General features: G+C 66.5%; 15 protein-coding genes. 9 read left to right on the plus strand and 6 right to left on the minus strand.

Going from position 1 to position 11,518, the window contains the following annotated elements; all coding sequences use genetic code 11:
- Positions 1 to 542: 542 nt before the first annotated feature.
- Positions 543 to 896 (plus strand): DUF3253 domain-containing protein, encoded by a 354-nt coding sequence (locus ACM6LU_RS13145; protein ID WP_414937895.1) that lies wholly within the window; start codon positions 543 to 545, stop codon positions 894 to 896.
- Positions 889 to 1,188, plus strand: coding sequence for a hypothetical protein (locus tag ACM6LU_RS13150; protein WP_414937896.1), 300 nt, complete (start codon positions 889 to 891; stop codon positions 1,186 to 1,188). The genes ACM6LU_RS13145 and ACM6LU_RS13150 overlap by 8 nt, the downstream gene beginning before the upstream one ends.
- 166 nt (positions 1,189 to 1,354) lie before the next feature.
- Here ACM6LU_RS13150 and ACM6LU_RS13155 read toward each other — a convergent pair whose 3' ends face one another.
- The 4 genes from ACM6LU_RS13155 to ACM6LU_RS13170 all read right to left on the minus strand — a co-directional run bounded on the left by ACM6LU_RS13155 (position 1,355) and on the right by ACM6LU_RS13170 (position 3,328).
- The gene (locus tag ACM6LU_RS13155; RefSeq protein ID WP_414937897.1) at positions 1,355 to 1,591 is read right to left on the minus strand and encodes a hypothetical protein; all 237 of its coding nucleotides are present in this window, start codon (positions 1,589 to 1,591) and stop codon (positions 1,355 to 1,357) included.
- Between the two features lie 44 nt (positions 1,592 to 1,635).
- Positions 1,636 to 2,040, minus strand: a complete 405-nt coding sequence (locus tag ACM6LU_RS13160) for a hypothetical protein (protein ID WP_414937898.1) — start codon at positions 2,038 to 2,040, stop codon at positions 1,636 to 1,638.
- Between the two features lie 416 nt (positions 2,041 to 2,456).
- Positions 2,457 to 2,675 (minus strand): hypothetical protein, encoded by a 219-nt coding sequence (locus tag ACM6LU_RS13165; RefSeq protein WP_414937899.1) that lies wholly within the window; start codon positions 2,673 to 2,675, stop codon positions 2,457 to 2,459.
- The gene (locus tag ACM6LU_RS13170; protein WP_414937900.1) at positions 2,639 to 3,328 is read right to left on the minus strand and encodes a prenyltransferase/squalene oxidase repeat-containing protein; all 690 of its coding nucleotides are present in this window, start codon (positions 3,326 to 3,328) and stop codon (positions 2,639 to 2,641) included. Before ACM6LU_RS13170 ends, ACM6LU_RS13165 begins: the two co-directional genes overlap by 37 nt.
- Here ACM6LU_RS13170 and ACM6LU_RS13175 point away from each other — a divergent pair.
- Together ACM6LU_RS13175 and ACM6LU_RS13180 are read left to right on the plus strand one after the other, a co-directional pair.
- Positions 3,315 to 3,632 carry a hypothetical protein gene (locus ACM6LU_RS13175; protein ID WP_414937901.1) on the plus strand — a complete coding sequence of 106 codons (318 nt, stop codon included), beginning with the start codon at positions 3,315 to 3,317 and terminating at the stop codon, positions 3,630 to 3,632. The two genes, ACM6LU_RS13170 and ACM6LU_RS13175, sit on opposite strands and share 14 nt — an antisense overlap.
- Positions 3,633 to 3,695: 63 nt before the next feature.
- Positions 3,696 to 4,295, plus strand: a complete 600-nt coding sequence (locus ACM6LU_RS13180) for a LysE family translocator (RefSeq protein ID WP_414937902.1) — start codon at positions 3,696 to 3,698, stop codon at positions 4,293 to 4,295.
- Between the two features lie 382 nt (positions 4,296 to 4,677).
- On the opposite strand, the gene ACM6LU_RS13185 is transcribed toward ACM6LU_RS13180, so the two are convergent.
- Together ACM6LU_RS13185 and ACM6LU_RS13190 are read right to left on the minus strand one after the other, a co-directional pair.
- Positions 4,678 to 5,112 (minus strand): hypothetical protein, encoded by a 435-nt coding sequence (locus ACM6LU_RS13185; RefSeq protein WP_414937903.1) that lies wholly within the window; start codon positions 5,110 to 5,112, stop codon positions 4,678 to 4,680.
- A 125-nt stretch (positions 5,113 to 5,237) separates the two neighbouring features.
- The gene (locus tag ACM6LU_RS13190) at positions 5,238 to 5,699 is read right to left on the minus strand and encodes a nuclear transport factor 2 family protein (protein ID WP_414937904.1); all 462 of its coding nucleotides are present in this window, start codon (positions 5,697 to 5,699) and stop codon (positions 5,238 to 5,240) included.
- A gap of 88 nt (positions 5,700 to 5,787) precedes the next feature.
- Here ACM6LU_RS13190 and ACM6LU_RS13195 point away from each other — a divergent pair, with 88 nt between their 5' ends.
- The 5 genes from ACM6LU_RS13195 (at position 5,788) to ACM6LU_RS13215 (ending at position 11,441) form a co-directional block, all read left to right on the plus strand.
- Positions 5,788 to 6,354 (plus strand): TetR/AcrR family transcriptional regulator, encoded by a 567-nt coding sequence (locus tag ACM6LU_RS13195; RefSeq protein ID WP_414937905.1) that lies wholly within the window; start codon positions 5,788 to 5,790, stop codon positions 6,352 to 6,354.
- Positions 6,355 to 6,732: 378 nt separating this feature from the next.
- Positions 6,733 to 8,301 carry a discoidin domain-containing protein gene (locus tag ACM6LU_RS13200; RefSeq protein ID WP_414937906.1) on the plus strand — a complete coding sequence of 523 codons (1,569 nt, stop codon included), beginning with the start codon at positions 6,733 to 6,735 and terminating at the stop codon, positions 8,299 to 8,301.
- Between the two features lie 87 nt (positions 8,302 to 8,388).
- Positions 8,389 to 9,948 (plus strand): discoidin domain-containing protein, encoded by a 1,560-nt coding sequence (locus ACM6LU_RS13205; protein ID WP_414937977.1) that lies wholly within the window; start codon positions 8,389 to 8,391, stop codon positions 9,946 to 9,948.
- A gap of 16 nt (positions 9,949 to 9,964) precedes the next feature.
- The gene (locus tag ACM6LU_RS13210; RefSeq protein ID WP_414937907.1) at positions 9,965 to 10,996 is read left to right on the plus strand and encodes a hypothetical protein; all 1,032 of its coding nucleotides are present in this window, start codon (positions 9,965 to 9,967) and stop codon (positions 10,994 to 10,996) included.
- Between the two features lie 232 nt (positions 10,997 to 11,228).
- Positions 11,229 to 11,441 carry a DUF3072 domain-containing protein gene (locus ACM6LU_RS13215; RefSeq protein WP_414937908.1) on the plus strand — a complete coding sequence of 71 codons (213 nt, stop codon included), beginning with the start codon at positions 11,229 to 11,231 and terminating at the stop codon, positions 11,439 to 11,441.
- Positions 11,442 to 11,518: the final 77 nt, after the last annotated feature.

Raw genomic sequence — 11,518 nt, forward strand, 5'->3', positions numbered from 1 at the left:
CTCGTGATCAGTCCGGGTAGTCCACGCTCATCCCTCGCAGACCCGTGGTGTCCTGGGGGCAGTTCACCTTCGATTCCTCGTTCTTGTTGGCCCATGCACCGAAATACCACCGGTAGGTGGGTTGGGTGTAAGTGCGGCACTCCGCCGCGGCTCGGTGTGCGCGTTGGGTGCACTTCGACGAAACCGCCCAGGAGCCCGTACTCCGCCACACCCTGCAGTCAGGTGGGATGGCCTGGGCCGACGCGGATGCGGCTGGTGCCGTCGTTACCAGCAGCCCCGCGGCGATCGTCATCACCGCCGCCGCGGCTGCTCTTGTCCCGGCTCCTGCGCGCCCTGTTGGTCGACTGGTCCTCATCAAGTCCTCCCTCACGGTAGCGAGTCCGGCCGATCCGAACTCGCCATCGGATTCACGCACTCACCGACGAGGTCGTTGCCGCTCGACAAGCCTCGTCACCCGGATGGAGTCGCGATACTCGGGTCAGTCACGGCGGGAGGTGGCCACGCGTGCGGCAAGGTGGTCGGATCGGTGCGATCCTGGCGGTATGACCGATCGGCCAGGGCCACGACGAGAGCTGGAGCGGATCCGGGAGAGTGCCGGACCGGGCGCGGAGCATTCCCGGACCGCGTTGAGTGCCGGGCCGCTTCGAGAACGGCTGCGGGCCGCGATCCTCGCCTTGGCTTTCAGTCGAGGTACAGGCAGCAGCACCTGTCCTTCCGACGCGGCCAGGGCACTGGCGGATGACTGGCGCCCGCTGCTGCCGGGGGCTCGGGAACTGGCACGGGAACTCGCGCGGGCCGGTGATGTGCGCCTGACCCAGCGTGGCCGGTCGCTCGATCCGGATGGCGAGTGGGAGGGGCCGATCAGGATCCGGCTGACGGGGCACGCGAATGGCTGAGCCGGATCGCACGCCCGACGGGCACTTCGTGGTGATCGACGGCCGGCGCTGGCGAGCCACCGATCCGGAGATCCCGGACGAAGCGGCGGCTCGGTTGCGCAGTCTGCTGATGCGGGCTCGGCGAGACGTTGGCGCGGCCCGCCGTGCTCAGGACTCCGAAGCGGAACAAGACGCCCGGGCGCGGGTGCACACCGCCAAGGTCGCCTTGGGTGAGCGAGGTACTCCATGGTGGGACCAGGATTCCGCGGAGCGGCGGCAACGGTGGCAGCGCGGGCTGGACGACTTGAGCTGAATTCGCTTACCGGCGCGCCTTGGATCGATCGGGTTTCGATGCTCGGGCCCGGGTCACCGGCTGACCCGGATCACGTGTCCTGCCGGCTCTGACCTGGCTCATCGCGGAGCAGCGAGTTCCGCGGTGAGCAACAATCGGCGTCACCGGTAGTGCAAGTCGTACCCGATCAGGATGAACCGGCATTCGTATTCGTTCCACAGGCCGATGGCTTTACCGTTTTCCCGGCGTCGGCGCACTGTACCTTTTTCGGGTAGTAGTCGTAGAACGTCCAGTCCGCGACTGCGGGGGTCGATACCGGCTGCGTGTTCGTAGCCGCGGCCGGATTCGGCATCGCTCCGGCGGTGGCCCAGATGCCGAGTATCGAGAGTGCCGCGAAACCGGCGGCGACCGCCGATCGTGTCATGATGGCATGACCGTTCCTTTCCTGTCTCCGGACGTTGTTGTCAGCTACTTGTTTCTGCAGTAGCTGTACAGAAAGGTGCCACCGGGGGAGGGGTTGTCCTGAGTGATCCAGATGCAGCCGGTGTACACCGGTTTCCAGAGGCCGCCCCAGTTGGTGTTCGCGTGTAACCAGTGCCACTGGCCGTTGGCGGCGACGAGGCTGTAGCCGCTGCCGCCCGCGATCTGTGCTCCGGCGGAGTCGTAGAACGCGGTGACGGCCCAGACGTGCCGGTTATGGCCGCAGTAGGCATGGAAGCCCCCTGTGGAGCCCCAGTTGTCGAAGGTGAACTGCACGTTCGCGACGTGGCAGTCCGCCAGTGCCGTCGCGCGGGTCTGGGCGGCGTCGGCCGGTGTCGTCCCGACGGCAAGACAGCCCGCGAGCAGGGCGATCGCTGTCAATAGCTTGCGCATGGTTTGCTCGACTCCTTTGTTGTTCGTCGGTTTTCGCTGTATGTGGAGCGTCGCACTTCGCGCCGGTGAGGGCGTGGGCGGTTGTTCCGGCACAAGGGCAGTGGTTCCTGCCCTTCTGGTCGCCTGTGCGTCGCCACGCGGCACTGGCGGCGGAGCTGACTTCGGCCTAGAACTGTCCAAATCGTCGCCCCGTGACCAGGGCAGCCGCTGCCGAAGACGCTCGCAGGCGGGGTTGGGAAGCGGCCAGAACCGCCCGCGCCGGAAGCGGTGCTTGACCGGGATGGTTCAAGACTCGCCCGTCTGGGCGGGGTAACCGGCATCGCCGAAGCCGAGGGCGTCGGCGGTGTGGTCGAAACCCGCCTCACGCGGCTCTGCGCCGCCGCCGCGACCGAGTTCCCAAGCCCGTCAAAGGCCGTTCATGTGCATGGCGTGTTCCGGGTACCGCATGCCCTTCGTCGTGCCACACCGAGACAGTCGGCCAGCACCCCACCGCCGGTCGGTGTGAGCGGTGTCCACGCGGTGCCCTCCGGCCTGCCGATCCGGTCGAGGAAGACGGTCAGCCGCGGGAAGTCCACCGGAATACGCTGACGGTCAGCGGTCACCACCGCTTCGTAGGTGCTGAGCAGATCCGGCATACGCGAACCCTCGTTGGCGAATCCGCCACTGGCCACCCGGTGCCGCTCGAGCAGGCAGGCGAGTTCGCCGGGCACGGGCTCGCCCAGTTGTTCCCGGACCCGTAACGCTGCAGCCCGGCGCGGAGCGTGGGAGGCGCCCCCGGCACGTGCCGATAGCTCTGCTCGTCACGGCAGCCCAGTACGAATTCCGCGAGCCGCGCGGGATCCAGTACTTCGGAGACCGGAATCCCGAGCAGCCGTAAGGTCTCCACCGCCGCCGCGGTGGAGACCAGATCCGATCCCCGGCCTTCCCAGTAGCCGAAACCGCCGCCCGGGTTCTGCAGATCTTTCAGCCAGTTCGCGATCTCGCGAGGCGCGGCGGGGTCGACGTCCGCCGCGCCGGCGGCGAGAGCCCACAGGGTGCACCGCACTTCGCTGCCACGGGCGGGCATGTACATGATTCCGCCCTCGTTCGGCAGACGGCACCCTGGCAGCCAGGTACGCCACTGGCCTTGCCGCGGGTCGTCGGCCGCCGACAGCAACGCGGTGGCCGCGGTGCTCAGCGCGTCCCCGGCTCGGTCGGGTTCGCGATAGGTGAAGCCACCGGAGGGGCAGGTCATCGCGCGCAGCCTGCGCAGCACCGGACCGGCATGCGGGCCGGTGTCCGCGCCCATCGCCCGCAACGAGCCGATCGCGCAGAACAAGGCCCAGACGTCGGTCTACACGACTCGTTGGCAGACCACGGGTACGGCGAAACCGAACGCGGACTGGCGGGAGGATTTTCGTCCGTTCTATGTGGACGACGAAGTCATGTCCCGCCGGCCGAAGGCGGTGTTCATGCACGACTTGCCGGCGCACCGCGGTGACGAGGTCAAGGGGTCGGTGCTCGACGGGGACCGATCGATCGCCTGGGAACAGGCGCGCATGAAATACGGCAGCGCGGTCGGCATCTTGGAGTGGGTTTACCGCGAATCATAGAATCAGGCCTGCGGACAGTTCGCGGGTGAACAATGTGGGGGAGTTCGTTTGACTATACTTACTATGCTTTCATTCACGGCCGCGGCCGTCGTCATCGTACCGGGGCCGGACCAAGCACTGCTGCTTCAGACGAGTGCCGCCTCCGGGCGCCCCGCGGCGGTGCGCACCGCCGGTGGAGTCGTGCTCGGCATCGCACTGTGGGGTATCGCGTCGGTGGTGGGGCTGTCGGCCCTGTTGGTCAACGACAGCGTGGCCTTTCGGGTCGTTTCCGTGGTCGGCGCCGCGTATCTGATCTGGCTCGGGATCATGGCGTTGCGTTCCGCGATATCTGCGGCGTCTGCCGCACCGAAGCACGACGATCGCGGGCGCACGGGTTTCTTCCTGCGCGGACTGCTCGTGAATTGCCTGAACCCGAAGATCGGTCTGTTCTATCTGGCGATTCTTCCGCAGTTCCTCCCGGCCTCGGCCACGTCGAGTGTGGGTGACGAATTGATGCTTTTCGCCATCTACGTCACGGTGAGCGCCCTGTGGTTGTTCGGGTTCGCGTTCGCGGCCGGAAGTCTCCATCCGATCCTGAATCGACCGCGGGTCAGAAGGTCGTTGGATTCGGTGGTGGGAGTGATCTTGCTGGGTCTCGGAGTCATGGCATTGGTGGGGGTGTGATGGTGAACAGTCAACCGGACAGATCGGCGTGGCGGCAGGAGAAGCTCGTCGAGATCGGTTCCGCGGTAGGGCGAGCCGTCGACGCGGTCGAACGAGCCCGTGGCGTGCTGCGAGTGCCCGGTGATCCGCTCATGGCCGCGGTGGACAGCGCTCTCACGTGTGCCGTTTCCCTGATCGAGCTCCGGGAGCGCGGAACGGAATGTGACATCGACACGTTGCACAGTGCTCTAGGTGCGGCTCGGGCCTTGGTCGGTGAAGTGACCTTCGCCGTTCGTGACAGCTACCCGGATCGGCCCACCGGCGGAGTGAGGGCGGTGTGTTCGCCGCCGAGCACCTCGTCAGCGAGTTCTCAACCGGACGGATCACTGAGAACTTCGCTGCGTTAGCTCGGTGGTTGCTGAGTCGGTGGGTGGCTCAGGAAACCCGGCTGCGCGGCCGTCGGATAGTCGGCGGGTCCAGGGTGCGGCGCGAAGCCGGGTCGCCGAGGTGGACGGCCGGCCTTGACGACCGCGATCGCGACCAGGAGCCAGGAGAGCACCGCGGCAGCGTCGAGCGGGATGCCGACTCCCATGAAGATCCAGCGGATCTCGTCGAAGGAGAGGTCGTTGGACGTGCTCCAGGACGGCACGTTCAACAACACGAACTGCCAGACGATGCCTGCCGCCGTCGTGACGATCATGACCACGAAAGCGCCCACCATCAGGCCGGAGACTCCCTTGGAGCGTCCCTTGATCGAGAAGATCAGGCCAAGCAGGCCCACCACGAGCAACAACACTCGTGGGATGGTCTCGATGGTCGTGAACGCAAGGGGTGACATGCCTGCCCTTTCACAGTTTCCGCCGGAGATCGAGACCCCGGACTACGCGCGGTCGATCCTAGGCGGTGACAACGTCCCGCGTGGTGTGTTCAGCGAGGAATCCGCGTCGACTCAGCCGACTTGAGCTAGCGGAGCGGGAAGTCGGTTCCGTGTTCCTCCCGCGGGCGCGGGCCGTGGATGCGCCGCTCGGTCTCGGGGATGGCGACGTCGTTGATGCTCGCCTCACGGCGGCTCATGAGACCGTGCTCGTCGAACTCCCACAGTTCGTTGCCGTAGCTGCGCCACCACTGTCCGTCCTGGTCGCGCCATTCGTACTGGAACCGGACGGCGATCCGGTTCTCGGTGAACGCCCAGAGGTTCTTGCGCAGCGCGTAATCGAGTTCCCGCTCCCACTTCCCGGTCAGGAACGTGACGATCTCCTCCCGCCCTTGGGCGAACGTGTCCCGGTTCCGCCAGACCGAGTCCGGCGTGTACGCCGACGCCACTCGGCGGGGATCGCCGGTGTTCCAGGCATCCTCGGCCGCTTGGACTTTCCGCAGCGCCGTCTCGCGGGTGAACGGCGGGTAGGGCGGGCGATCTTCGGACATCGTCGACCTCCTCATGTGGAGAACGTGCGTTCTCCATGTCTGGCGCCTACGATAGGGAACGATCGTTCTCAACGTCAAGGAGGTTTCGATGCCGGCCGCCGTCACCGACGAGCAGAACAGCTTGGACCGCGACGCCCTACTCGACGCCGCTGAGAATCTCTTCTACGAGAACGGCATTCAGGCAGTCGGCATGGACCAGGTCCGCGCGACGTCCGGCCTCTCACTGAAGCGGATCTACCGGTTCTTCGAAGCCAAGGAAGACCTCGTGGTGGCGATGCTCAAACGTCGTGACCAGCGCTGGAGGGGCGGCCTGGCGGCACACGTGGAACAAGTCGTGGATCCCCGTGAGCGGGTGCTCTCGATCTTCGACTGGCTTGCCGAATGGTTCGCCGAACCCGGTTTCCGCGGTTGCGCCTGGATCAACGCCCATGGTGAATTCGGCCCCTCGTCCGAGGCGGTACTGGCCGAAGTGCGAGCACACAAACAGGCGTTCCATGACCAGATCGAGACCTGGGTGCGGGCCGCCGGGCGGGCGGCGACCGAACCGGTCTACCTGCTCGCCGAGGGAGCCATCGTGACGGCGGGCATCACCGGCGACCCGGCGCCGGCGCATCAGGCACGCGAGGCTGTCGCGGCATTGCTCGGGATTTCGTGAGCACCAACCGTCGCCGTACCGACGCGGTGGGGCGCCCGGCGAGTCGACCTCGGGACACGTCCGGAGCCATCGGCGGGACGGCGGCGCCAACGCTCTCCGCACGTTCGGCGATCCCTGGGGCCGCCGGTGACGCTCCGCGGCGTCGTGCATGACGACGTCGCACAACGCCGATCCAGCATCACCACGGCTCGCTCGTACTCTTGACCGCGGCGATCCTGCCATCAAATGATGCCGGACACGGCGCGATCACCCGTTGACTGGGAGTTTGGCAACCTTCTACACTCCTATCGTTAGGAAACTTACTTAACTAAGCGACTCCGGCCGATCCGACGCCGCCACCGCCGGTACTCGCCGACTCCGCAACGTCGAGGAGTTCGCATGAAACGGAGAACACCCCTGGCCGGTGTCGCGGTGGCGACCCTGGCGCTGCTGGGGCAGACACTGATCTCTTCGGGTACCGCCGCGCAGGCGGAATCCCTGCTGTCCGCCGGTAAACCGACCACGACCTCGTCGGTCGAGGGCCCCGGCTTCGAGGGCGGCAAGGCCGTCGACGGCGCCTCCACGACCAGGTGGGCGAGCGAGGAGGGGGTCGATCCGCAGTGGATCGCCGTGGACCTCGGCGGTGCCGCGACCATCACCAAGGTCAAACTGACCTGGGAAGCCGCCTACGCCAAGACCTACAAGATCCAGGGCTCGGCCGACGGCAGGACCTGGACCGACATCAAGTCGGTCACCGGTGGTGACGGCGCCGTCGACGAACATTCGGGCCTCGAAACTTCGGCGCGCCACCTCCGCGTGCACGGTACGGCCCGCGGCACGACCTACGGCTACTCGTTGTGGGCGCTGGAAATCTACGGTGACCGCGTCGGCGGCGGCGACACGCAGGCACCGACGGTGCCCACGGGCCTCGCCGCGACAGCCACCACCGCGGACAGCGTCACCCTCGGCTGGACCGCGTCGACCGACAATGTCAGGGTCACCGAGTACGAGGTGCTCCGCGACGGGAATGTCGTCGGAACCACGGGGACGACCACTTACGCCGACAGCGGGCTGGCGTCCGGAGCGGAGTTCGGCTACTCCGTGCGAGCACGGGACGCGGCGGGCAACGTCTCCGCGGCGAGTCCGGTGATCAGGGCCGCGACCAAACCCGGCGGCACCGGCCCCGTCACCATCGCACTGGCGGGTGACATCGCCAACCCCGAACTCTTCTCTACGCACCAGGGGACGGCGAACCAGGTCGCCAGGATCAACCCGCGGTACGTGCTGACCGTTGGCGACAACCAGTACCACAAGGGCACCATCTCCGAGTACCGCGCCCACTACGACAAGACGTGGGGCAAGTTCAAGAGCACCACCAAGCCCACGGCGGGCAACCACGAGTGGGACGACCAGCTCAGGGGGTACAAGGAGTACTTCGGCGCGATCGCGTACCCGCAGGGCTTGCCGTACTACAGCTACGACATCGGTGACTTCCACTTCGTCGCGATGGACTCGAATCCGATCTACACCGGCGGTGGTTCCGAACAGGTGGCCTGGCTGCGCGACGACTTGGCAAAGAACATGAAGTCCTGCGTCATCGGGTACTGGCACCACCCGCGCTTCAACTCGGGGAATTCCGGCGACAAGAAGCAGATGGCGCCTCTGTGGAACGAGCTGGCCAGGGCGAAGGCGGACGTGGTGTTCACCGGGCACGACCATCATTACGAGCGGACAAAACCGCTGGACATCAACGGGCATGTCGACGAGGCCAACGGCGTTCGGTCGGTGATCGCCGGCATCGGCGGCGACTACCTCTACACCGACTACAAGGCGCGCGAAGGGGTCGAGAAGATCCTCGCCAAGCACGGCGTGATGAAGCTGGTGCTGAACGGAAAGTCGTACTCCTGGGAGATCTACGACACCGCCGGGAAGGTGCTCGACAAGGCGGGTCCGTACACCTGCCGCTGACGGCCGTGGTCCGGCGCCGTACGCGGCGCCGGACCCGGTCTGTAGTCCACGACCACGTAGGCCCATCCAGGAGTACAGGTGAATCGAATGGTGAAGCCGGGCACCGCCGCGATCGCGGCGATCGTCCTGCTCGCTCAGCCCGTGACCGCTTCCAGCGCCGCGACCGGGCAGGTGGAATCACTGCTGTCGGTCAACAAACGCACCACCACTTCCACGGTCGAGAACGAGAGTTTCGGCGGTGCGCTCGCCGTCGACGGTGATTCGACGACTCGCTGGGCGAGCCTGGAGGGCGATCCACAGTGGATCGCGATCGACCTCGGGGGTCCCGCGGACCTCAGCCGGATCAAGGTCTTCTGGGAATCGGCACACGCGAAGGACTACCAGGTCCAGGCGTCCGACGACGGTCAGAACTGGCGAGAGGTCAAGACCGTCGTGGGCAGCGACGGCGGCCTCGACGAGTTCACCGGCCTGAACACCTCCGCGCGACACGTCCGGATCTTCGGCACGGTACGGGCGACCGTTTACGGGTACTCGCTGTGGGAACTGGAGGTCTACGGCGTCCGGACCGGCGATGGCGACATCCAGCCGCCGTCGATGCCCACCGGGCTCCGGCAGAAGTCGTCCACCACCGAGAGCATCACGCTCGGCTGGAACCCGGCGAACGACAATGTCGGGGTCGTCGAGTACGAGGTGCTGCGCAACGGCAACGTCATCGGCCGGTCGGCGACGACCTCCTACACCGACACGTCGCTGGCGTCGGGCTTCGACTTCCAGTACGCGGTGCGGGCGCGGGACGCGGCGGGGAACCTGTCCGGGGCGACCTTGCCGGTGAAGGCATCCACCCGGCCGGCGGCGTCCGATGGCATCGTCATCGCCCTCGCCGGTGACATCGCGAAAGCGGAGCTGCCGTCGGAGCACCAGCGGACGGCGGAGCTGGTGAGCAGGATCAAACCCCGGTACGTGCTGACGGTCGGCGACAATCAATACGTCGACGGCACCATCGAGGAGTTCCGGTCCTATTACGACAAGAGCTGGGGCAAGTTCAAGAAGATCACCAAGCCCACGCCGGGCAACCACGAGTGGAACAACGATCTGGCGGGATACCGGCAGTACTTCGGGAAGATCGCGACTCCCAAGGGAAAACCGTACTACAGCTTCGACGTCGGCGCCTTCCATTTCGTCGCACTCGATTCGGACCCGGTGTACAACGGGGGCGGCGCCGAACAGGTGGCGTGGTTGCGCAAGGACCTCGCGAAGACCAAGAAGTCCTGTGTCGTCGGATATTGGCACCATCCGCGGTTCAATTCCGGGAATGCCGGAGACGCGAAGAGTATCGCGCCGTTGTGGAACGAGCTGGCCAAAGCCAAGGCGGACGTCGTCTTCGCCGGGCACGATCATCATTACGAGCGCACGAAGCCGCTGGACGTCAACGGGCATGTCGACGAGGCCAATGGCGTGCGGTCGGTCATCGCCGGGATCGGCGGCGACAGCCTTTACCTCGATTACAAGTCCCGTGAAGGTGTCGAGAAGATCTTGGGCAAGCACGGGGTGCTGAAGCTGGTACTCAAGGGGAAGACCTATTCCTGGGAGATCATCGGCACCAACGGGGAGTTGCTCGACAAAGCAGGCCCGTACGGCTGCCGGTGACGGGGAAAGGAGACGGGTGAAGCTTCCGGTGAAGTTCGTCGTGGCGGTGGCGGGTGTCGCCGCACTGGCCGCCGCCTCGGTGGTGTACGTGGTGCAGGCCAAGGCGAACAGCCCCGAGCGGCAGACGGCCGACGCGGCGGTCGCGGTGGATTCCTCGCGACCCGTCTCGCTGGGAGAGCCGGGGAGGCTGCTGTTCCGCAACGGTGCGCCGGGGCCGGGATACGGCAACGTCGCCTCGGTCCCCGTCTCCGAACCAGGGGGTCCGCGACGAATCAGTTCACTCGGTTGTGAGCGGTTCTACACCGCGGTGGACGGCGGGCTGTGCCTGGCGAAGGAACCCACGCCGATGCCCGGCGCGGTCGCCCGGTTCGTCGACGCCGCGCTCGGCGAGGTCAAGCGGGTCGACGTCCCCGGAATCCCCAACCGCGCCAAGCTCTCGCCCGGTGGCCGGATGGGCAGCTGGACCACCTTCGTCACCGGTGACTCCTACTCGAAGCCCGGCACGTTCTCGACTCGGACGGCCATCATGGACCGCGAGCGGAACGAGCTGTCGAGCAACATCGAGGGCATCCCGCTGCGGATCGGGGACGCGTCCCACCGCGGCGAGGACGTCAACTACTGGGGTGTCACCTTCGCCGCCGACGAGCGGACGTTCTTCGCCACGGTCGCCACCGGCGGGCGGACGTTTCTGGTGCGGGGTGACAACGAGGCATGGAAGGCGAGCACACTGCGGGAGAACGCGGAATGCCCGTCGCTGTCGCCGGACGGCACGAAACTCGCGTTCAAGAAGCGCGTGGCGGACGGCGACGTCCGGCCCTGGCGGGAGCACGTGCTGGAGCTGGCCACGATGCGGGAGATCCCGCTCGCGGAGACGCGCAGTGTGGACGACCAGGTGGTCTGGCTCGACAAGGACACGATCGCCTACAGCCTGCCGCGTGAGAACAGTAAGGAAAGCGACATCTGGTCCGTGCCCGCCGACGGCACCGGAGCGGCGCGCCTGCTGGTCCCTCTGGCGTCGTCGCCGTCGGTCACCGCAGCCCCCCGGTAGCCCGTCGGCCCGGTATCGCCCGAGCTGGGCAAGCCCAGACAAGGATCGCGGTGACGGACATCGACGAATTGCCGCCGTACCGTGCGGTGCTGATCCTGGACACCAGGATCACAAACCGGTGGTGGACTCCCGCTCCGGAAGCGGCAAGACGCCTGACATTCCCGCAGGTGTGTTTTCCCGCTCGGCTGGGTAGTACTCGCACGACCTTGTCTTCTCACCCGAAGGACATCAGATGAGCGACAGCGCGCAGCCGAGTGACACACCGAGTCCGGAGAAGCCCCGTGAGGAGTGGGCGACCGGTGACGAACCGATGACCGGGCCTCAGCGTTCGTATCTGAGCACCCTCGCCCAGGAGGCGGGTACGACGGTCCCGGACACACTGAGCAAAGCCGAAGCGTCAGAGCTGATCGACCAGCTCCAGAACCAAACCGGACGCGGTCAATAGCGAAGCCGGGCGATTCACTCTTCTCCATACGGCGCGGAGGCGCCGGCGTCGCAGCGGTGACCGTGACCGGGCTTTGG

It is taken from the genome of Amycolatopsis sp. cmx-11-51, assembly GCF_047608665.1.
In the GTDB taxonomy this organism is placed as follows: Bacteria; Actinomycetota; Actinomycetes; order Mycobacteriales; family Pseudonocardiaceae; genus Amycolatopsis.